23 protein-coding genes, 1 tRNA gene and 1 pseudogene are annotated in these 18,879 nt (G+C 63.5%); 8 read left to right on the top strand and 17 right to left on the bottom strand.

Features of this window, described 5'->3' with window-relative positions; translation table 11 throughout:
- Positions 1-29: 29 nt before the first annotated feature.
- The 7 genes from leuB to AC1DSJ_RS27935 all read left to right on the top strand — a co-directional run bounded on the left by leuB (position 30) and on the right by AC1DSJ_RS27935 (position 7,655).
- Entirely contained in the window at positions 30-1,106 is a 1,077-nt protein-coding gene (gene leuB, locus AC1DSJ_RS27965) for a 3-isopropylmalate dehydrogenase (protein ID WP_054422373.1), read from the top strand.
- 278 nt (positions 1,107-1,384) lie between these two features.
- The gene (gene asd, locus AC1DSJ_RS27960; protein ID WP_054422372.1) at positions 1,385-2,515 is read left to right on the top strand and encodes an aspartate-semialdehyde dehydrogenase; all 1,131 of its coding nucleotides are present in this window, start codon (positions 1,385-1,387) and stop codon (positions 2,513-2,515) included.
- A gap of 256 nt (positions 2,516-2,771) precedes the next feature.
- A complete protein-coding gene (locus AC1DSJ_RS27955) occupies positions 2,772-4,706 on the top strand; it encodes a type IV pilus assembly protein FimV (protein WP_441372521.1) in 1,935 nt (644 codons plus the stop codon).
- Between the two features lie 3 nt (positions 4,707-4,709).
- On the top strand, positions 4,710-5,519 hold the full coding sequence (truA, locus tag AC1DSJ_RS27950) for a tRNA pseudouridine(38-40) synthase TruA (protein ID WP_441372522.1): 810 nt from the start codon (positions 4,710-4,712) through the stop codon (positions 5,517-5,519).
- A 51-nt stretch (positions 5,520-5,570) separates the two neighbouring features.
- Positions 5,571-6,665 (top strand): TRAP transporter substrate-binding protein, encoded by a 1,095-nt coding sequence (locus AC1DSJ_RS27945; protein ID WP_441372523.1) that lies wholly within the window; start codon positions 5,571-5,573, stop codon positions 6,663-6,665.
- Between the two features lie 61 nt (positions 6,666-6,726).
- Entirely contained in the window at positions 6,727-7,401 is a 675-nt protein-coding gene (locus AC1DSJ_RS27940; RefSeq protein WP_441372524.1) for a phosphoribosylanthranilate isomerase, read from the top strand.
- Between the two features lie 177 nt (positions 7,402-7,578).
- Positions 7,579-7,655: transfer RNA gene (locus AC1DSJ_RS27935), tRNA-Val, on the top strand.
- A 176-nt stretch (positions 7,656-7,831) separates the two neighbouring features.
- Here the strand turns inward: AC1DSJ_RS27935 and AC1DSJ_RS27930 are convergent.
- The 17 genes and pseudogenes from AC1DSJ_RS27930 to AC1DSJ_RS27850 form a co-directional block, all read right to left on the bottom strand.
- A complete protein-coding gene (locus AC1DSJ_RS27930; RefSeq protein WP_441372525.1) occupies positions 7,832-9,073 on the bottom strand; it encodes a tyrosine-type recombinase/integrase in 1,242 nt (413 codons plus the stop codon).
- A 7-nt stretch (positions 9,074-9,080) separates the two neighbouring features.
- Complete coding sequence (locus tag AC1DSJ_RS27925; protein WP_441372526.1) at positions 9,081-9,344, bottom strand: helix-turn-helix transcriptional regulator; 264 nt, start codon at positions 9,342-9,344, stop codon at positions 9,081-9,083.
- Between the two features lie 58 nt (positions 9,345-9,402).
- The gene (locus AC1DSJ_RS27920; RefSeq protein ID WP_441372527.1) at positions 9,403-9,642 is read right to left on the bottom strand and encodes an ASCH domain-containing protein; all 240 of its coding nucleotides are present in this window, start codon (positions 9,640-9,642) and stop codon (positions 9,403-9,405) included.
- Between the two features lie 453 nt (positions 9,643-10,095).
- On the bottom strand, positions 10,096-10,596 hold the full coding sequence (locus AC1DSJ_RS27915) for a hypothetical protein (RefSeq protein ID WP_441372528.1): 501 nt from the start codon (positions 10,594-10,596) through the stop codon (positions 10,096-10,098).
- Positions 10,593-10,958 (bottom strand): hypothetical protein, encoded by a 366-nt coding sequence (locus tag AC1DSJ_RS27910; protein WP_441372529.1) that lies wholly within the window; start codon positions 10,956-10,958, stop codon positions 10,593-10,595. Before AC1DSJ_RS27910 ends, AC1DSJ_RS27915 begins: the two co-directional genes overlap by 4 nt.
- Positions 10,955-12,736: an AAA family ATPase gene (locus AC1DSJ_RS27905; RefSeq protein WP_441372530.1), complete on the bottom strand. Its 1,782-nt coding sequence runs from the start codon at positions 12,734-12,736 to the stop codon at positions 10,955-10,957. The genes AC1DSJ_RS27910 and AC1DSJ_RS27905 overlap by 4 nt, the downstream gene beginning before the upstream one ends.
- A 9-nt stretch (positions 12,737-12,745) precedes the next feature.
- Positions 12,746-13,003, bottom strand: coding sequence for a DNA translocase FtsK (locus AC1DSJ_RS27900; RefSeq protein WP_441372619.1), 258 nt, complete (start codon positions 13,001-13,003; stop codon positions 12,746-12,748).
- A pseudogene (locus AC1DSJ_RS27895) lies at positions 12,992-13,894 on the bottom strand (recombination-associated protein RdgC); the annotation flags it as partial. The gene AC1DSJ_RS27900 and the pseudogene AC1DSJ_RS27895, both read right to left, overlap by 12 nt.
- Before the next feature lie 10 nt (positions 13,895-13,904).
- Positions 13,905-15,116: a hypothetical protein gene (locus AC1DSJ_RS27890; protein WP_441372531.1), complete on the bottom strand. Its 1,212-nt coding sequence runs from the start codon at positions 15,114-15,116 to the stop codon at positions 13,905-13,907.
- Between the two features lie 2 nt (positions 15,117-15,118).
- Positions 15,119-15,337 carry a hypothetical protein gene (locus AC1DSJ_RS27885; protein WP_441372532.1) on the bottom strand — a complete coding sequence of 73 codons (219 nt, stop codon included), beginning with the start codon at positions 15,335-15,337 and terminating at the stop codon, positions 15,119-15,121.
- 8 nt (positions 15,338-15,345) lie between these two features.
- Positions 15,346-16,152: a RecB family exonuclease gene (locus AC1DSJ_RS27880; RefSeq protein WP_441372533.1), complete on the bottom strand. Its 807-nt coding sequence runs from the start codon at positions 16,150-16,152 to the stop codon at positions 15,346-15,348.
- 14 nt (positions 16,153-16,166) lie between these two features.
- Positions 16,167-16,358 (bottom strand): hypothetical protein, encoded by a 192-nt coding sequence (locus AC1DSJ_RS27875; protein ID WP_441372534.1) that lies wholly within the window; start codon positions 16,356-16,358, stop codon positions 16,167-16,169.
- On the bottom strand, positions 16,355-16,639 hold the full coding sequence (locus AC1DSJ_RS27870) for a hypothetical protein (protein WP_441372535.1): 285 nt from the start codon (positions 16,637-16,639) through the stop codon (positions 16,355-16,357). Before AC1DSJ_RS27870 ends, AC1DSJ_RS27875 begins: the two co-directional genes overlap by 4 nt.
- Positions 16,636-16,992, bottom strand: coding sequence for a hypothetical protein (locus tag AC1DSJ_RS27865; RefSeq protein WP_441372536.1), 357 nt, complete (start codon positions 16,990-16,992; stop codon positions 16,636-16,638). Before AC1DSJ_RS27865 ends, AC1DSJ_RS27870 begins: the two co-directional genes overlap by 4 nt.
- Complete coding sequence (locus AC1DSJ_RS27860) at positions 16,989-17,198, bottom strand: hypothetical protein (protein WP_441372537.1); 210 nt, start codon at positions 17,196-17,198, stop codon at positions 16,989-16,991. Before AC1DSJ_RS27860 ends, AC1DSJ_RS27865 begins: the two co-directional genes overlap by 4 nt.
- Positions 17,199-17,381: 183 nt before the next feature.
- Positions 17,382-17,771, bottom strand: coding sequence for a hypothetical protein (locus AC1DSJ_RS27855; RefSeq protein ID WP_441372538.1), 390 nt, complete (start codon positions 17,769-17,771; stop codon positions 17,382-17,384).
- Between the two features lie 282 nt (positions 17,772-18,053).
- Complete coding sequence (locus AC1DSJ_RS27850; protein WP_441372539.1) at positions 18,054-18,461, bottom strand: helix-turn-helix domain-containing protein; 408 nt, start codon at positions 18,459-18,461, stop codon at positions 18,054-18,056.
- Between the two features lie 96 nt (positions 18,462-18,557).
- Here AC1DSJ_RS27850 and AC1DSJ_RS27845 point away from each other — a divergent pair, with 96 nt between their 5' ends.
- Entirely contained in the window at positions 18,558-18,827 is a 270-nt protein-coding gene (locus AC1DSJ_RS27845; protein WP_441372540.1) for a hypothetical protein, read from the top strand.
- Positions 18,828-18,879: the final 52 nt, after the last annotated feature.

Raw genomic sequence — 18,879 nt, 5'->3', positions numbered from 1 at the left:
CCTATTCTGATCACAGGATCGCTTCTTAAATGACTCACAACATTGCAGTCTTGCCGGGTGACGGCATCGGCCCGGAAATCGTTGAGCAGGCCGTGCGCGTCCTGAAGGCGCTGGACGTTTCCTTCGACATCAAGCAGGCTCCCGTGGGCGGCGCCGCGTTCGACCAGTTCGAACACCCGCTGCCGCCGGCCACGCTGAACCTGGCCAAGGAATCGGACGCCATTCTGTTTGGCGCCGTCGGCGACTGGAAGTACGACAGCCTGCCGCGTGAATTCCGTCCGGAACAAGCCATTCTGGGCCTGCGCAAGGCGCTGGGCCTGTTTGCGAACCTGCGTCCGGCCATTCTGTATCCCGAGCTGGCCAGCGCCTCGTCGCTCAAGCCCGAGATCGTGTCCGGCCTGGACATCCTGATCATCCGCGAACTGACCGGCGACATTTACTTCGGCACGCCGCGCGGTGTGCGCTCGTCGCCGGACGGCGCCTTCACGGGCGAACGCGAAGGCTACGACACGATGCGCTACGCCGAAACCGAAGTGCGCCGCATCGCGCGCATCGGCTTCGAATCGGCCCGCAAGCGCAACAAGAAGCTGTGCAGCGTGGATAAGGCCAACGTGCTGGAAACGTCGCAGTTCTGGCGCGATATCGTCATTGAAGTGGCGCGTGAATATCCGGACGTCGAGCTGTCGCACATGTATGTCGACAACGCCGCCATGCAGCTGGTGCGCAACCCGCGCCAGTTTGACGTCATCGTCACGGGCAACCTGTTCGGCGACATCCTGTCGGACGAAGCCGCCATGCTGACGGGCTCGATCGGCATGCTGCCGTCGGCATCGCTGAATGCCAGTGGCCAGGGCTTGTACGAACCCAGCCACGGTTCGGCTCCGGACATCGCCGGCCAAGGCATCGCCAATCCGTTGGCGACGATTCTGTCGGCCGCCATGCTGCTGCGTTACTCGCTGAACCTGGCGCCCCAGGCTGACCGTATCGAAGCCGCCGTGCGCCGCGTGCTGGCCGACGGCCTGCGCACCGCCGACATCTTCGAACCGGGCACGACGAAAGTCAGCACGGCGGGCATGGGCGACGCAGTGCTGAAAGCCCTGGCCTGATCGTCAAGCAAGGGGCGCGCCCTTGCGGCGCAGCCCCAAGATTTTGAAGGGCCGCCCGCAAGGCGGCCCTTTTTGCGACCCAGCTCTGAGCCGCCGGTGGGCTTGCCATTGACCCGATGCGGCCCTGTTGTGAAGGCGCCGCGAAAGGGCATGCCTTATCTTGTGGCCCCGATTTTTTCTAGCTGCGCCGCAACATCTCCCCGTGCATTCTGATAAATTGTTGAATTGCACGTTTTTTTCTACCCGGACCTTGTCTCCACCTTTATAGAGCGATTGAAATGAATCAAGCAGTAGGCCTTGTCGGCTGGCGCGGAATGGTCGGCTCGGTGCTCATGCAACGCATGCGCGACGAGAACGACTTCGCACTGATCGAACCGGTGTTCTTTTCCACCAGCAATGCTGGCGGCGCTGCGCCCACGTGGGCCGAAGGCGCGGGCCCGTTGCAAAATGCCTACGATATTGATGCTCTGAAAAAACTGCCGATCATTCTGACGGCACAAGGCGGCGACTACACGTCCGAGGTTTACCCGAAGCTGCGCGGCGCGGGCTGGAACGGCATCTGGATTGATGCGGCCAGCACCCTGCGCATGGCTGACGACGCCATCATCGTTCTGGACCCGGTCAACCGCCCGGTCATCGACGCAGCGCTCAAGCGCGGCGTGCGCAATTTCATCGGCGGCAACTGCACGGTCAGCTGCATGCTGATGGGTCTGGCCGGCCTGTTCAACAACGACCTGGTGGAATGGATGACCTCCATGACGTACCAGGCCGCATCCGGCGGCGGCGCGCAACACATGCGCGAACTGCTGACCCAGTTCGGCGAGATCAACCAAGCCGTCAAGCCGTTGCTGGACGACCCCGCGTCGGCCATCCTGGCGATCGACCGCGGCGTGCTGGCCAAGCAGAAAGATCCGGCGCTGCCCCACGAACACTTCGGCGTGCCGCTGGGCGGCAACCTGATTCCCTGGATCGACAAGGATCTGGGCGACGGGATGTCGAAGGAAGAGTGGAAGGCCGAAGTCGAAACCAACAAGATCCTGGGCCGTGGCGCGGCTTTCGGCACGCCGGCCACCCCGATCGACGGCCTGTGCGTGCGCATCGGCGCCATGCGCTGCCACAGCCAGGCGCTGACCATCAAGCTCAAGCGCGATGTGCCGATCGACGAAATCGAAGCGCTGATCGCGCAAGGCACGCAGTGGGCGAAGGTGGTTCCGAACACCAAGGAAGCCACCGTCTCTGCGCTGACCCCCGTGGCCGTGACCGGCACGCTCGATATTCCGGTGGGCCGCCTGCGCAAGCTGTCGATGGGCTCGCAGTACCTGGGCGCCTTCACCGTGGGCGACCAACTGCTGTGGGGCGCCGCCGAACCGCTGCGCCGTATGTTGCGCATTGCGCTGGCCGAAGCCTGATGCCGGTTCGGGCGCCGCGCGGCGGGGCCTGATCGTGTAGCAAGTGAAGCAAGGGCACCTTCGGGTGCCCTTGACGTTTGAGCGATAGTGAAAAGGTGTGGCGGATGCGCCCGCGAGTCAATGCCGATGCGCCTTTCAGGTTTGTGAAATGCCCGTCATCCATTACACTTTTCCGGTGAATTGAGGCCTGTTCTCACTGATTTGGTGCGGACGGGCTCTAGCCCGTAATTCGACTACAAGAACGGAATTCCAGCTTATGACCCAGCGTTCGCGCCACGTGAAGCATGCCCGCCGTTTGAAAGCCCTTCAATGGGCGATCGCCTTGGCGATCGGGTCGAGCATGTGCAGTTCGGCGCTGGCCATGCGCGTGGGGCATTCGCGTGTCGTGTCCGTGCCGGGTGCGCCGTTGCAGGCGGTTGTGGGCTTGCAGGAGCTGACGCCGGATGAAGTCGCGTCGCTGAAAGTATCGGTGGCGGATGATGCGGCCTGGCAACGCGCTGGCCTGAAGCCGCCGGTGCCGTTGGGCAGCATGGTTGTCCGGGTCGAAGACGGCATGGACGCCACGCGCAAGAATTTGCGCATTCGCGGCACCCAACCGCCGGCAAGCGGCGCGGTGGATCTGCTGCTGGATATCAGCTCGAGTTCGGGGCAGCGCCAAGTGCAGGTCAGCATTCTGGTGCCATTGCGCGGAACCGGCGCTGACGTGACGCCCGCCGCCGTCGGCACCCCGCGTGCAGGGGGCACGACGGGCTCGGTCAACGTCAAATCGGGCGACAACCTGTTCGCCATCGCACAACGCAACGCGGTGCCCAACGCCTCGGTCTACCAGATGCTGGTGGCGCTGTGGCGCGCCAATCCCGAGGCGTTCATCCAGGGCAATATGAATCTGGTGCGCGCGGGACAGAAGCTGAAAATTCCTGATGCGGCAACGGTGCGCGCGATTGACCCGGCCGAAGCGCGCCGCATTTTCAATGAACACGCCGAAGCCTTCGCCAAGTATCGCGCCCGTCTTGGCGCGGCCGCCGGTGCGAATCCGTCGGTGGTGAAGGGCCAGGACGCCGCCTCCGGCACCGTCGCCCGCCCGGGCGACACCGGTGTCGCCAGTGCTGCGCCCACGCAGGATCGTGTGCGCCTGTCTTCAGGTGAGGCATCGAACAGCCCGTCCGCGCAAGCCGACGCGCAGGCGGATGCCAGGACGTCGAGCGAGCGCGCGATGAAAGACGTCGAAGGCCGCGTCAATCAGCTGCAAAGCAATGTGGACGAGTTGAATAAAGCGGTTGCGCAGCAGGGAGCGTCGGGCGGTGCCGGCGCAACGGGCGCAGCAGGTGCTTCGGGTGCAGCAGGTACCTCGGGCACGTCGGGCGCAGCAGGTACACCGGGCGCAGCAGGCACACCGGGTGCAGCAGGCACACCGGGTGCAGCAGGCACACCGGGCGCAGCGGGCACACCGGGTGCAGCAGGCACGCCGGGCGCAGCAGGTACGTCGGGCGCAGCAGGTACGTCGGGTGCAGCAGGCACATCGGGTGCAGCAGGCACACTGGGTGCAGCAGGCACACCGGGCGCAGCAGGCACGCCGGGCGCAGCAGGCACGCCAGGCGCAGCAGGCACGCCGGGCGCAGCAGGCTCACCAAGTGCAGCAGGAACACCGGGTGCAGCAGGCACGTCGGGCGCATCAGGTGCACCGAGCGCAGCAGGCACGTCGGGCGCAGCAGGTACGCCGGGTGCAGCAGGTACACCGGGCGCAGCAGGCACGTCGGGCGCATCAGGTGCACCGGGCGCAGCAGGTACGCCTGGCGCAGCAGGTACGCCTGGCGCAGCAGGCACGCCTGGCGCAGCAGGCACCCCCGGCGTAGCAGGCGCTCCCGGCGCTGCCGCGCCGTCATCCGGCGACAAGGCCGTCACGGGCACTCCGCCCTCAAACAGCAAAGATCTCACCTCCGGCATGCCCAGTTGGCTTGCCGACAATTTGCTTGTCATCGTCACCGCCGTGTTGGCGCTGATTGCGTTCGCCATTGCTTGGCTGCTGCGCCGTGCCGGCGCCCGGCGTGACGACGATGATGAGGAAACGTACGCCTATAACGAGCCGGCGCTGGACACGGCAGCGCTGAATCGCAAGCTCGATACGATCAATCTCGACCTGGACGAACCGCCCACGGACGAACCGCGCCGAGTCAGCGGACCTCGAGTTTGAATAATGTCTAGAGTTGCATTGGGGCTGGCGTATGACGGCTCCGCTTGGCAGGGTTGGCAGACACAGCCGCATCGGCAAACGGTGCAGGACACGCTGGAGTCTGCGTTGGCAAGCTTCTGTGGGGTGAAGGGCGCGGTGCCCACGATTTGCGCGGGGCGTACCGACACCGGCGTGCATGGCGCGATGCAGGTCGTTCATCTGGATACGGAGTTGGACCGGCGCATGGAATCCTGGGTGCGGGGCGTGAATGCGTTTTTGCCGCCCAGCGTATCGGTGCAGTGGGCGCAGTTGGTGTCAGACGAATTCCATGCTCGTTTCTCGGCGCGCGCCCGTACTTACGTTTATTTAGTGTGGCGAGGCCGCGTGCGGCCGGCGTTGTGGGCGGGGCGGGCCGGCTGGTGCTTTCAGCCGCTGGATGTTGATGCCATGCGCGCTGCCGCGCAGGCACTGTTGGGTGAACACGATTTCTCCAGCTTCCGGTCATCGCAATGCCAGGCCAAGCATCCAGTGCGCCACATGCATCGGCTGGACATCGAGGAACGCGGCCTGTTTCTGGTGTTCACGCTGAAGGCCAACGCGTTTTTGCACCACATGGTGCGCAACATCATGGGTGCGTTGTTGCAGATCGGCCAGGGCAGGGAAGCCGTGGACTGGATGGCGCAACTGCTGTCGTGGCGTGACCGCAAACGAGGCGCGCCGACGTTCTCACCAGACGGCCTGTACTTGTCCGCGATTGATTATCCCGCCGAGTTTGGCCTGGAAGAGCTTGATGGCGGATCGCTGTTGCTATCGCCGTTCACGCAGACCTATTAGGAAGCTGTTGTCATTGATGGCGCGGCCTCGCGCCTGATGGAGAGGAATGCCATGCAACGCCGCGCGTTTTTGAAGCAAGCCGCTCTGGCCGCCGCGGGCAGCGCCGCACTGGCCGCCCCGGTCTACGCGCAGGATGCGCCCACAATCGCGTGGCGGCTGGCATCCAGCTTTCCCAATGAGTCGCCGACGTTGCTGGCGGGCGCCGAGGACGTCGCGCGCTACGTGGCCGAGGTCACGGACGGCCGCTTCACCATCGACATTTTCCCGGCGGGCGATCTTGTGGAATCCGGCCAGGTGCTCGATGCCGTGCAGCATCGCGTTGTCGAGTGCGGCCACACGGCATCCACGCGTTACTTCGATATTGATCCCGCGCTATGTTTTGATGCCGGCGTGCCGTTCGGCCTGAACACGCGCCAGATGAATGCCTGGATGTTGCAAGGCGAAGGCCTGGCGCTGACCCGGGTGCTGTTCGACAAGTACAACATCCTGAACTTTCCCTGTGGGTATACCGGCGCGCAAATGGGCGGCTGGTTCCGGGGCGAAATCAAAAACGTTGACGATTTGCGCGGCCTGAAAATCAAGGCAGGCGGCTTCGCGCGCCATGTGCTGGCGCGCTTGGGCGCGACGCCGGTCGACGTGCCGGTCTCGGAAAGCTATGCGGCGTTAGAGCAGGGCACGGTGGACGCGGTCGCGTGGATTGGTCCGTACGACGACGAAAATCTTGCGCTCTATAAAGTGGCGCGGAACTATTACTTTCCTGGCTGGTGGGCGGGCACCTTGCAGCTATCGCTATACGTCAACCAGGACGCTTACGATGAGCTGCCCAAGCCCTATCAATCGGCGCTGGCTTTGGCGTGCAGAATGGCCACGGGCAACATGATCGCCAAGTACGACGCGGGCAATCCCGATGCGTTGCGCCGGCTGGTATCCCGAGGCGCGCAACTGAAGGCGTTTCCGAAGCCTGTCTTGCAGGCATGCTACGAGGCATCGATGGCGGCCTATAAAGAGATGAGCGCCAAGGACCCGATGTTCAAAAAGCTCTATGACAGCATGACCGCTTTTCGCGACAAGGAAGTGCCGTGGTTCCGCGTGGCCGAAGGCAGTTTCGACAATCTGCTTGCCACTTTGGGCCAGCCTGCTGCCTGAACGCGGCTTGCCCGCGCGGCAGATATACTGAATCGTCATGCCGCGATGGGCGGCACAGGTAATGAGTTCCATGCGCACACGCATCAAAATCTGCGGATTGACCCGCGAACAAGACATCGACGCTGCCGTCTCGGCCGGCGTCGATGCGATCGGCTTCGTCTTCTATGCCAAGAGCAGGCGCTGCCTGACGCCCACGCGCGCCGCGCAACTGCGCCGTGCCGTGCCGGCGTTCGTCGATGTCGTGGCCCTGTTCGTGAACCCCGACCCGGCCGATGTGCAGGCGGTGCTGGACAAGGTCGGCCCTGAACTGCTGCAATTCCACGGCGATGAAACGCCGCAGGATTGCGCGCGATACGGCCACCGTTTTCTGCGCGCCTTCCGGGCGGGCGCCCCGGGTCTGGATACCGCCGAAGGTCTGGCCACGCACTGCCGCGCCTACGGTGAAGCGGCGGGGTGGTTGTTCGATAGCTACAGCGCGGGCTACGGCGGCAGCGGCCATGGTTTTGACTACGCGTTGCTGGATGACGTCCGCGCTGATCCGGTGTCGCGCCCGCTGATCCTGTCGGGTGGTTTGAACGGCGACAACGTCGGCCAAGCCATCGAGTTGGTCAGGCCGTGGGGCGTGGATGTGAGTAGTGGCGTCGAGGTCGAGCAAGGAATAAAAAGTTCTGATAGAATCTCGTTCTTCGTTGATGCAGCCCACGCCGCAGACACGAAGTTGAAGGGAAAAAAGTAGTGCTTGCAGGTGAAGTTTCTGGCCAGAGTTTCGGTTCGCTCCAATCCGATGCGCAACCCCAATCCGGCCCGTTTGTTAGTTCAAACGTTGATGCTTCAAACGCAATAAAAACAGCAAAAAGTCTTTTAAGACGATTTGCACAGTTTAAAAAAGCACTATATAATTCTTCTTCTTTGCAGGCGGTTAGCTCAGTTGGTTAGAGCGCCACGTTGACATCGTGGAGGTCGTTGGTTCGAACCCAATACCGCCTACCAGATTCCTGCAAAGCAGTGCCTAGCACTGCTCCGAAAGCCGCGTAAGTCTTTGACTTCGCGGCTTTTTTGCATTCTGCGCCGCTAGCTACTACCAACTGCCGCCAAGGGGCGCCAGCAGTTTTAAGGGTAGGAATGAGGGTAGGGCTGAATCGGATAAGGGTAGGCCCCCAATTTCATCATTTCCCGGCGTCGCACGCGCAGTTATCAAGATAATCCGACCACCACTGCATTAACTGCCGGCGCTCATCCAAATACTCCGCATGGTTATATGCGCGGCGAACCATATTGCGTTCCTTATGTGCGAGCTGGCGCTCGATTACTTCCGCGCGCGCGCCGCTACGCTCGTTCATTATGGTCGACGCCAGGCCGCGAAAGCCATGGCCCGTTTGTTCTCCCTCAAACCCCAGGATCTTGAGCGCCTTGTTTATCGTCTCGGAGCTCATCGGTGTGTTGGCGGGGTCGCGCAGCCCGGGAAACAGCAGCCGATAGCGCCCTGTGTACGGACCCAGTTCTGCCAGCAGCGCCAGCACCTGGCGCGATAGCGGGATGGCGTGGTCGGCGCCTGTTTCTTTGGTGATCAACGTACCCTTCATCCGGCTCGCCGGAATTCGCCACAGTGCGTCCTCGGTGTCGAACTCGCTCCATACCGCCCAGCGCAGCTCGTTGGTTCGCGGAAAGGTGTGCATCATGATCTGGATGGCAATGCGCGTTTCGGGCCGACCGTGATAGTTCCGCACTCGCGCGATCAATTTGCCCAGACTAGCCTCATCGACATGCGGGAAGTGCTTCACCGGTGCCCGCGGATTAAGAAAGCGCTTTAGGCCTTGGGTGGGGTCAGCTGGCGCGCGGCCGGTCCCCACCGCGTATTGGAAGACCATGCTGGTGGCGCTGATGAATCGATCTGCCATATCGGGCGCGCCGCGCGCTTCAATGCGCTTAGCGGCGTCCAAGACAACCTTGCCGGGGATTTCGTCAACCGCGAGTGTGCCGAAGTAGGGATAGGCGTCGTTCTTGAGGGAGTTGGAGATCCGCGCGTGGTACCCATCGCTCCACGTCGGGCGCCGAAGCTTGAGCAGTTCTGCAGCGACTGCCTGGAACTGTCGGTCGGACTCTGCTTTCTGCGCCTGCGCTTCTTCGTGGCGCTGGGCCACCGGGTCTTCACCTTCGGCCAGCAACCGATCGACGCGCGCGCGCTCGGCGCGGGCGCGTGCTAGCGGCACCGCAGGGTAATCGCCGAATGTGAGCATGCTCTCCTTGCCCGTGGCTGGGTTGCGGTAGCGCATACGCCACTTCTTGGCGCCGGAACGGAGTAGCTCCAGGAACAGGCCGCCGCCGTCGAACAGCTTATTGCCGCCGGCGGGATTGAATTTCGCGAGCCTACACTTGGGGTCGGTCAGCGGTACAACTTGACGTGCCATTTCGTCCTCAGTTCTTTTTTTGGGAAGCGGCGTTGTAGCCGTCGGGGTTGGCCAGCCAAGCCAGGATGTCGGAACCGCGGTAGGCGGTGCAGTTCGGCGACTGAGACGCGGGCCGCGGCGCGCGCCCCTGAAGAATCCGCTGACGCCAAGTCTCGCGCGAGAATGGGATCAGATCTTCAAACTGATTCCAGCGATAAAGGCCATCCGGATGAATGGCTGCCGGACGTGCCGGCGCCCCGGCGGGTGTTTGCTGATGGACTGTGTGTGTCATTTATTGCTCCTTCTTTTATGGGATGTGGCGAACGTCGATCGAGTACACCTGAACGGGGTTATTGCCAAAGTGCGGGGTGGGAGATCCGCTTCAGCGCGAATCCTTTCCAAGGCAGCACAAGGCGGCGCTTTTCGTCTGTTTGCTTTGGGTAGCCGCGAGTAAGGACGATGCGCGTTAAATCCTTGTCCTTAATTCGCTTTGTCCAATAGGGGCAGGCCATCCGATATTCCTCGGTCTTGGTGCCCGCTTTCATGGCGTCGAAATACTCATCCTTCATTGGCAGATAAGGGTCAGACATGGATTGCTCCATTAGCACTACAGATGGAAAAGTGTTTTCCGTATGTGGAAACTTTGGCAAAATGTGTCACCGGCCTAAGTACCTCGCGGAAGCCCATGAGCAGACATAGATTTGCCAAGAGCGGAATATTTCGTGCTGTACGGAATAATTGGCGCCCCTTTGTTCTAGGGGTGCTAATTGTGTTCGTCGCGGCCATAAGCTTTTTGTTGTATATGCACGGCTCAGATAGAGCGATGCGCGCTGCGATCGCAATTGGCGGCACGCTGGTGGGTATGTTGGGTATTGGCTTTTTTGTCTGTAGGCGCTGATCATTAATCGGCAGCACTGCGCTCTGGTTCTGATGCCTCCTGGGCACGCATATGCCACTGCCATCCGGGGATTGGGATTTGTCGCGAGCCAGCGTCACGTGGGACACGAGGCAATTGAAGGCTGTAGGGCGCTCAGTGGCCTCAATCATGGGAGGTCACCGTACAGACGATCTTCCCGGTCCGGGGCGGCTATGCAATCCATAAGACCGTTGACCAACTGATGCATGCACTTTGCATTTAGCGCTGCGCCCACCTTGCCTGCCGCAATCGGATGGCCCACATCGATGGATAGATGGGCTTTGCCGCCGCAGCCTTCGCTGTAGAGCAAACAAATCTCGCCCGCCGTCCCAACTGACGCGACAAACGGCACGGTGACGTCGATCTGACTGCTTGCCCGATGCGATCCCCGTGTGGACACCGAAAGATCTTGGTGGCCGGGGCAGTCATCGCTGGAGGCCATCGTTGCGGGGAGCGTCAGGTTATTGCTCAGCACCCCAGCCAGGCGCAGATCAGCATCCAGCCGGTCGATGACGTGAAGGGCAATCCGTAGATCCTCGCGCGACACGCGGCAACCGTCCGGAGCTTCGCCGGGTACATGCGAATGGGTGGCCTCGCGTAGGCGCGCGATGGTTGTGTAAAAGCTCATGCTGCCAATTCCCTCCAGGTGATCACGTTGCTTGTGGCTGTGGTCAGGTGCGGCTGCGCAGCGGCGGCGCGGGTGAGGGCCTCGCGCATGGCGAGGTCATACCGCATCGGGCGCCGAACGACGGGCCGATAGGGTGGCGGGGTGATGCCGGCGCGGCACTGGTCCAGGAACCGCTTGAGGAAAGCGAGGAGGTCGGCTGGTGCCGACGCGGGCGCCGGCCAGCCGGTGCGATCGGCAATCATCGCGGCCATTTGCAATACCGTGGTGGATGCCTTCACCGGCGCGCCGATTTTGCGCAGATGCTCGGCTGTCTGTCGGCGCGCGATCTGTATTTCGAGGGATTGGTGGCGCGGCGGGGTCATGCTGCCTCCTTGAGCTTGGCCTGGCCGGCGTGGCCCTGGTCGATCCAGTGGACGGTGAATGCATCAGAGGGCGCTGCCGGCGCTGCCTTGAGCGTGCCCAGCACCAGGACAGTGTCCATGCGGCCGTCAGCCGCCAGGGCGTCCACTAAGCCGAGAGCGTCGCTGCGGCCGGGCAGGTCGAGGCAGTCGAAGCGGTCCAGGATGAGGCAGCGCAGACCGGAGATTTCGGCCAGGGCGGCGCCGACGAGCGCGTCCACGCGCCAGCGTTCGGACTCGGACAGCAGGCGGTACGGACGGCCGGCGAAGGTGATAACCATGTCGGCGCCGATGGCGGGCACGCGCCAGCCGGCCAGGTCGGCCACGTCGGCCAGCTTGTCGTTCACCGGCTGCAGGGCCTCGGCCAGAATCTCGCCCGGGATGCCGTCGGGCGAGAGCGCGTCGCCGATCGCGGACCAGGCCAGTACATCCTGGTGGTACTGCGCGGCGTTCGCGGTGCGCTCGGTGGCGCTGGTGGCCGCGCGTTTGGCGTTGAGCAGCTGCTGCACGCGCTCGTCGATCGCCTTGCGTTCGGCGCGGAGCGCTGTGACCTTGGCGCGCGCGGCTTCCACGTCGGCGGGCTGGACCGCCTCGGGCGCGGCGCCATCCTGCAGCTGGGCCGCCGCCGCTTCGGCCGCGGCGATGTCGCGCCGGTCGTTTTCGACGCTGCGCGCCATCAGGTCGCGGGCTTCGATGGCCTTCGGCAGTGCGCCCGCCGCCGCGGCGTCGCCAGTAGCGCCGATCTTGCCGTACTGGCGCTCATAGACCGCGAGCACCTCTTTGATATCGAGGCCAATCCCAAAGGCTACGTTCTTGGATGCCTCGGATGCCCAGAGATGCGAAAGACAACTGGCCAGGTCATGCACGAGGCCGACGCGCGGCCCTGATCCGGCTTTCGCCTCCAGCTCATCCACGCGTGCCGTCAACTTGGCATGCTCATCCTGATCAAACTCCAGCTTCTCACGCAGCGCCGGCAGTTGGGCGGCTTTGGCCTGGCGGGCCGCCAACTGGTCGCGGGCAGCCGCATAGGCCGCGGCCTTTTGCTCCAGGGCGCCCAAGGACTGCGCGGTCGCGTCGATACGGCTGTCCAGCGCAGTCAGGTCGGCGCGTGCCTTGTCCAGTGCGGGCTGGTCGAACGGTGGGATTTCCGCCAGCCATCCTTCGGCCTTCTGGCTGCCCCACTGTTCGCCTGTGGCAGTCTTCCAGGCGCCCTTGGCCTCAGTAGCCTGCCCCTTGGCAAAATCCGCGCCGCCGGCAAAGCCGGTGCGGAGGATGGGCTTGATCTGGGTGACGAGCGGGGCGGCGCAGCCGCGCGCCAACAGGCGGCGCTCGATTTCGTCGGCCTTGACGTTGGTCGCGGTGAGCGCGAACAGTAGGCTGCGGCGCTCGTCCGGTTTGGCCGCGGCAAAACGCTCCGGCGCCAGTACAAAGGGCAGTGCTGGCGATTGGGGCACCAGCGCATCGCCGGACTGTGCCCCTTTGGGCAGGCTGATACCGACCGCGCCTTCGTCCAGATCCAGCGTCACGGCGCCAACCTTTGCGCCCTCACTGACCAGCGCGCCGTATTCCTTCTTCAGCCCAACGCGCTCGGGCGTACCCAGCAGCGCCAGGCGCACGGCCTCGGCAATGCTGGACTTACCAGCGCCGTTCGGCCCGGCAATCAAGGTGGCCGGCGTGCGCAGGTTCAGGTCCACAGCGCGCGCGCCCTGGAAGTTCTCCGTGGTGATTCTGTTGATTCGCATGGTGGGTCCTTATGCGCGCAGCTCGCGGCTGCCGCTGGTCGTCATGGCGGACACCAGGCCGGCCGTTTCCATGGATTCAAGGAGACGGGCGGCGCGGTTGTAGCCGATGCGCAGATGGCGTTGAACAAGGGAAACAGAGGCGCGGCGGTGCTTGCGGACAACCATGACGGCCTCCATGTAGAGCGGGTCGACGGCGTTGTCGGCGTCACCGTCGTCACCTTCGAGCGCACGTTGGCCCGGCGCCGCCGTCGCGGCAGAATCCTGGATCTGCTTTTCGCCGCCGAGGGCGTAGACCAGCTCGGCGAGCAGCTTGACGATCTCGCCGGCCATCAGGAGAAACTCCGCATCGAACACCTCGGCGTCCGTGTCTGCGGCGGGGTGGTTCTCTTTCAGCAAGTCCAGCGGGCGAATCTTGCGGACGTCTAGGTCCTCGGTCAGCTCGAAGGAAAGCCGATCGTTCCAGGTCATAGCCAGGCGCGTGCACTGCTTGCCGCCCTGGATATGGCGGCGTACCTCGTCGGCATCGATCGAGTGATGGACGTACCGCACGACGGCGGCGCTGGCGCCCGAGGCGCGCAGTTCGGCGTCCTGGTCAATGCTGAAATTCTCCGGCGCCTCATCGGCGGCCAGCCAGCCCGTCATCGCGGATGCAGGCGACTGCGCTACGTACAGGTTCTCGATCGGGAACGGGTCGACGCACTTGGCCAGCAGCCCGATAACGATGTCGGCCTTCGCGGGCGTGCTGGTGTCGATGATCAGCCAGCGCTCGATCGGATCTATCCAGAGGCGGATATCGTCATATTGCGTCAGGGCCGTGGGCAGCTTCTCGTCAATGATCGCGTCGCGGATCTCTTTTAGTTGCTTCTTGCCGGGCTTGTAGCCTTGCTGCTGTTCGATCTGCAGCGCGCGCGCGGTGGTTGCCTGGGCGATCGCCTTGCCCGGCAGCAACTTGGCTTCAATGCGCAGCGTCAGGAGCAGCTTGCCGCTGACTGCGTGCACCAGGTCTGCGTCCTCGCGGGGCGGCACCCAGCCGATCGACTGCCGTTGTAGCTCGCCGGCGGGCGCGTACGCGTGGCCCTCAAACGCTTCGTTCAGCCCCTCTAGGTTCCAGAAGGGCGCAGCAGTCGTGAGCCGGTAGATTTTGGCGTTCTTGAACATGGCTGCTCCTTTACTCCGGGGCGGCCACGCGGCGGCGCGGGGTGCGCTGCTGGGCATTGGTAAGGGACAGGCGCAGCTGCTGGTAAATCTGGGTCAGCCGCTGGCGCTCCGCTTCGTCAGAGACGTCTTGGATAAAGTCCGCCGCGACGTCTAGGACCTCGATATCCTTTGCGGCGCGCAGCCGCTCTTCGACCTTGACCGGATCAACCTCCGGAACGTCGTCGTGCTGGGGGCTGTCTTCCGGCTCGACCTTGCCCTGGCGGGCGGGACTCGGCGCGGCGTGCGCTGCCGCTGCCGAGTGTTGCGCCGGGTTGCCGGCCTCGGCTTGTGCCTTCGTGCCGGTGGCGCCCGGGGTGGGCTGGGTGTCGCGGGCCTCCACGTCGGTGACGTCGGCCGGGACAGGTCGGCTCGGGGCGCGGCCGGCCTGCGCGCGGCGTAGCTCGTCGACGTTGACTTCAATGCTGTCTCCGGTTCCCGGGACAGCGTCCAGAATGTCTTCCAGCTCTTCGGACGTGCGGCCCATGCCCATGACAACATCGGGCGCATGAATATTCCCGAAGAAACTGCCGGCTCGGTACTGCAGCATCAAGTGCTTGAGTTCCGTTTGCCACTTGCTGCCGGGCTTGCTGTACCAGCCTTCCTCTACTGCCATTTTTATGCTGACGGGCGTCCCTTCGATGACTTCATCAGTGCGGCGGCCGCCCTCCATGACGTACGCCCAGGCTACGCACTCGACGTCGTCGATTTCCACGGTCTTTTCGACCATGTTGTATCGGCGCAGGTCCTTGTTCCAGGTGCCCTTTTCCTTGTAAGCCGCGGTAATGCGTCCACGACTCTTGATTCGGAAACGAAGCGGAGAGAACCGTCGTGATGCGTTGATCGCGGCAATGACGAACTTGCCGCTCCACGAAAGGCGCCCCTCAATGACATTGGCGTTTTGCATCACGGCGGTGATGGACATGCCCACCGCCTGGGCGGTCTCGATTGCGACGATGCAATTGCCGAGCGCGGCAGGGTTCGGAACTTCGACGTCGTAGTACTCGTTGCCGTTCTTCTCGCGCTTGATGACCGTGGCGCGAAACGCCGCCGGCACGGCGTCGGCGGTCTGGTAAGCCTTGGCGATGCGCTGTGCAAGTTCGAAGCCGGCGGCCGAGAACATGTTTACGGTCAGCGCCGATGGCGCCGGGTGGCGGACCTGCTCCAGGGTGGTGGTTTGCGTCATGATCAGCGTCCTTTCTGTTGTTGGGCGCGGTAGTCCGCGGCGGTGGCGATGGAAATGGTCTGCCGCTCTTCGGGCTTCGCCTCGGTGTCGTACTGCTTGACCTGGCTGGCCAGGAACTCGGCCGGGTCCCAGGCCAAGTGCTGGGTGATGACCGGCGGGCGTTTGCCGCCGGGATCAGTACGCCGGACGAACACGTCGCGGCTGACGGGGTGCAAGGACATGCGGGCTCCTACTGATGGAAAAGGCAGGTGGACCAGCGCGCGCAGTACTTCTCGCTGCAAAGGACGCTGGAGGGGTTCGGGGGAAATAGGCCAGTGCGAAACATGGCGGCGGCGTGCTGGAGCAAGCCCGGGCGGTCGTCTTCGCCGACCATGACGCGGCGAGCGTCAAAGATCGGGCTGACGGCGGTCTCCGCGGTGGCGCCGGTGGAAAGGGCGATGATCTGGGCGCCGACGGTGCGGACGTTCTTCGTGTGCTCGTACATCAGCTGATACGTGCCGGTCTGCGCGGCATGGCCGCGGGTGACCGCCTTGCCGTCGGCGATGATCCGCGCGCCAGTCTTGACGTCGGGGATCACGATCCCGCCTTCGGCCTCGGCCACGCGGGCGCGGTCCATCGTGCCGGTCAGGCGCACGGTTAAGCCGTTGCCGCAGTCGATCGCCAAGGGTTCCAGCCGCGTCTCCACGTCGATGTAGTGGAAGCGCGGCGCAACGTCGGCGCAGTAGCGCACCAGCAGCGTCAGCGCTATGCGTTCAGCGTCGCGCATAGACAGTTTGTCCGCCGCACGGTCGACCTCAAAGGCGGGGTTATGCAGTTCGTCCACCAGCACACCGGCGGCATCGTCCGGCGAACATTCCGTGCCATCCAGGCGAGCGCGGTCATATGCAGCGGTACCGGCGTGGACGGCAGTGCCCAGCAGCGCACGCATGCCTGAGGGCTTCTTCATGCCCAGGATGTGCGTGGCTTCCCAAGCGTGGGCGCAGTCGAACAGGCGGCCCCAGCTGGAGGCGCGAACGGTGAAAGTCTTGGGTTCCATGTGCACGACTCCCATCAGCGCGCGGCGTGATGTTGTGCCGGGGTCGTGTGGATCACTCCGGCGTCCAAAGTCGGCCCAAGCGCGCCCGTCAGGGCCGCAAGGAAAACCACGCCACCGGCAACGGCCGCGAGGTAGCTGACGGCATCGAGATCAGTGCCGGCGCGCCGCGCGCGCCTCCAGATAGCGAGCAGGCGGCGGGCGATCATGCTTCCCTCACGTAGTCGGTGTCCGGCACGATCACGACGTCGCCATGGATCGGGCGAGCTTCGCCGCGAGATGACGCGTAAAGATGCGACGCCGTGGCATTGATGCGCAGGCCTTTGGTGGCGGCCGATTGGTCAACGAGCATGGCGTGTTGCCGATGCCCAAGGCTGACGATTTCAAGGTCGTCGGCGCCGAGCATCTGTCGAACGTCGATCAACGCGTGCGGGCCGTGCAATTCGGTATCCGTGCCGTCGGCGCGGACCAGTTTGCGGGTGGGCTTCATGCGCGGGTCTCCTGCTCGGCATCAAGCGCGGCCTGCGCGAGCTGTGCCAGTTCGGTGTCACGGTCAGAATGACCCGTGGCGCCACCGGCAACCTGCGCCAATGCAGTGCGCAACCGCGCATTGGCGAGGCGCAATTGGTGATTCTTCGCCTGCAGCACCGCTTCACTGACCATCTTGGGTTGGTCATGCTCGGATACGACGAAGGGGCGGCCCAGTAGCGCGGCCTCGGCACGGCTGGCTATCCAGCGCAGGCGACGGGTCTGCGTTGAGCTGGCGCGGGCGGTGCGCATGATGTGATCCAGCGCGTCGTGCAGGATCAGCTCGTTTGCGGGAAGAAGGGTTGGGGCGTTCATCGCGGGTGGTACTCCAGAATGGGCGCGGCGGCGCGGATCTGCCGGCTGGGCATGCAGGTGAAATCGACGCGGGTGCCGAACGGGAAAACCGCCAGCACGTCGAGACATTCGGCTTGGGTTGTGAACCGCTCAATGACCATGACCGGCGGCCGGTTGTGGGTGGCGGGCAGGAAGGCCAGGAGGACCCAGAGAGTGGCGGCGGTCATACGCGTCCCCACGGATCGGTGCGGCGGCGATAGGCGGCGAACGCATCGATGGCGCGTGCCATGGAGTAGGCGAGGGTGCAAAGGAGGAGGGCGGCGATCATTTGCGCGCCTTCCGGCGTGCGGCGATTGCGTCGCGCAAGGCGGCGCCCGCGGCCAACAGGCCTACGATCAAGAAACCGAGCATCAGGCGGCCTCCACGCAGGAAACGGCTGGGCGCTCAATCAGCATGCGCGCGCGCTTCAGCAGTTCGTCTTGCAGGGTTTTCACGCCAGTCGCGCCGGCGCGTTGGTCGAAGGGCCATTTGCTCAGCGCAACCAGGGCCACACCTGATGCGGTTTCGGGAGCGAGATCGCATTGGAGGGTTTCGGCCCACCAGTCGATGGCTTCGCCGAACGCGAGCTGGGTGCGGCCGGCGAACAGGTCGAAGATGACGCTCAGGAGGTCGGCGTCGGTCGGTTCATGATTCGCCAGCGGAACGACGGGAGAGCTATCACCGTGTTTGGGGTTCGCTTGGCTTGGCGTGAAAACCGCGACGCTGTGGCGCGGCGTAATTGCTCGTGTCTGCACGTCCATCTCCCTTTGGAACTCGCCGGCCCGGATGGCCGATGGGGAGATTAAACATCATGTTTATTTTAAAATCAACATGGTGTTTATTTTTGAACGAAAAAATAGCCGCGAGTTTGCGGCGGTTCTGTGATCGGCGGGTTGAGTTGCTTTGCGGCCTGATATGGCGGGGTAGGGCGGGACCTCCAGGCGTGTGCAGACGCAAGCGGCAACGTTCTGGCTATGCGGCTTTCACTTCAGATGCTGTCCAGGAAAACACCATCCGACCAGATGAGACGGGGAGATGGCGGCTTAGGCCGCACGCTCGTCGCTGTCGCTTTTCTCGGCTTGGATTCTCGCTTCGACCGCTTCTACGACGGCCTCCAGCTTGCCTTCAACATACGCGCGATCTTCAGCATCGAGGCGCTGTAGCCGTCTTATGTCCAGCCGTCGAAACGGCCACTCGACACCCGGTGCAGCTGCGCCGCCCACAAACATTGGACCGCTGCCGTTTAACACCCAGGTGGCGTTCACCCCAAATGAAGCTTGTGCGTCGAGCAGCGCTTCTTTGGATGGACCGCGCTTTTCCCAATTGTTGACATTCTGGGGCGCCACATTGAGGAGGCGCGCCATTTCAGTCTGATCAGCTTCACCAGACAAGCGACCAGATTCTCTTGCCGCCTTGTAGAGGCGTTCCATTTGGACATGCAGGGCTTTCATGTCCCTGATTTTCGCGGCCGACCATASTGAGTGGGTACACACCGTGTTGACCCTTCGTGTAAACATGGTGTTTAATCCACCCAAACTGGAGCCTCTATGGAAACCGATTTGCATCCTGACGCCACCCTCATTGACGATCTGGGCGGTCCGACTTCGGTCGCCGAGCTTATGGGCATTCGTGAGGTTCGCGGCGCCGTCCAGCGGGTAAGCAATTGGAAGCGGCGGGGCATTCCACCCAGTGTCCGATTGAAGTTTCCAAATCTTTTCCCGATTGTCGGTCCCTCTGGAGATAAAAAAATGGGGGCTTCAGGCTATCGCGCTTCTGCTGTGTGTGGGAACTGCGACGGGGACGGTGGCTATGCGTGAACTGCACTCGCGCGCTTGCGCTGCACCACCAGCTGCACGCAGCTCAGACACG

It is taken from the genome of Achromobacter sp. 01N37 (assembly GCF_056399725.1).
Note: the sequence above shows the minus strand (reverse complement) of the source record. Positions and strands in the feature narration are given on the sequence as shown.

Bases quoted from the DNA above. Each gene is read 5' to 3' on its own strand.
- leuB (WP_054422373.1), top strand. From the start codon at position 30: ATGACTCACAACATTGCAGTCTTGCCGGGTGACGGCATCGGCCCGGAA.
- asd (WP_054422372.1), top strand. From the start codon at position 1,385: ATGAATCAAGCAGTAGGCCTTGTCGGCTGGCGCGGAATGGTCGGCTCG.
- AC1DSJ_RS27955 (WP_441372521.1), top strand. From the start codon at position 2,772: ATGACCCAGCGTTCGCGCCACGTGAAGCATGCCCGCCGTTTGAAAGCC.
- truA (WP_441372522.1), top strand. From the start codon at position 4,710: ATGTCTAGAGTTGCATTGGGGCTGGCGTATGACGGCTCCGCTTGGCAG.
- AC1DSJ_RS27945 (WP_441372523.1), top strand. From the start codon at position 5,571: ATGCAACGCCGCGCGTTTTTGAAGCAAGCCGCTCTGGCCGCCGCGGGC.
- AC1DSJ_RS27940 (WP_441372524.1), top strand. From the start codon at position 6,727: ATGAGTTCCATGCGCACACGCATCAAAATCTGCGGATTGACCCGCGAA.
- AC1DSJ_RS27930 (WP_441372525.1), bottom strand. From the start codon at position 9,073: ATGGCACGTCAAGTTGTACCGCTGACCGACCCCAAGTGTAGGCTCGCG.
- AC1DSJ_RS27925 (WP_441372526.1), bottom strand. From the start codon at position 9,344: ATGACACACACAGTCCATCAGCAAACACCCGCCGGGGCGCCGGCACGT.
- AC1DSJ_RS27920 (WP_441372527.1), bottom strand. From the start codon at position 9,642: ATGTCTGACCCTTATCTGCCAATGAAGGATGAGTATTTCGACGCCATG.
- AC1DSJ_RS27915 (WP_441372528.1), bottom strand. From the start codon at position 10,596: ATGAGCTTTTACACAACCATCGCGCGCCTACGCGAGGCCACCCATTCG.
- AC1DSJ_RS27910 (WP_441372529.1), bottom strand. From the start codon at position 10,958: ATGACCCCGCCGCGCCACCAATCCCTCGAAATACAGATCGCGCGCCGA.
- AC1DSJ_RS27905 (WP_441372530.1), bottom strand. From the start codon at position 12,736: ATGCGAATCAACAGAATCACCACGGAGAACTTCCAGGGCGCGCGCGCT.
- AC1DSJ_RS27890 (WP_441372531.1), bottom strand. From the start codon at position 15,116: ATGACGCAAACCACCACCCTGGAGCAGGTCCGCCACCCGGCGCCATCG.
- AC1DSJ_RS27885 (WP_441372532.1), bottom strand. From the start codon at position 15,337: ATGTCCTTGCACCCCGTCAGCCGCGACGTGTTCGTCCGGCGTACTGAT.
- AC1DSJ_RS27880 (WP_441372533.1), bottom strand. From the start codon at position 16,152: ATGGAACCCAAGACTTTCACCGTTCGCGCCTCCAGCTGGGGCCGCCTG.
- AC1DSJ_RS27875 (WP_441372534.1), bottom strand. From the start codon at position 16,358: ATGATCGCCCGCCGCCTGCTCGCTATCTGGAGGCGCGCGCGGCGCGCC.
- AC1DSJ_RS27870 (WP_441372535.1), bottom strand. From the start codon at position 16,639: ATGAAGCCCACCCGCAAACTGGTCCGCGCCGACGGCACGGATACCGAA.
- AC1DSJ_RS27865 (WP_441372536.1), bottom strand. From the start codon at position 16,992: ATGAACGCCCCAACCCTTCTTCCCGCAAACGAGCTGATCCTGCACGAC.
- AC1DSJ_RS27860 (WP_441372537.1), bottom strand. From the start codon at position 17,198: ATGACCGCCGCCACTCTCTGGGTCCTCCTGGCCTTCCTGCCCGCCACC.
- AC1DSJ_RS27855 (WP_441372538.1), bottom strand. From the start codon at position 17,771: ATGGACGTGCAGACACGAGCAATTACGCCGCGCCACAGCGTCGCGGTT.
- AC1DSJ_RS27850 (WP_441372539.1), bottom strand. From the start codon at position 18,461: ATGAAAGCCCTGCATGTCCAAATGGAACGCCTCTACAAGGCGGCAAGA.
- AC1DSJ_RS27845 (WP_441372540.1), top strand. From the start codon at position 18,558: ATGGAAACCGATTTGCATCCTGACGCCACCCTCATTGACGATCTGGGC.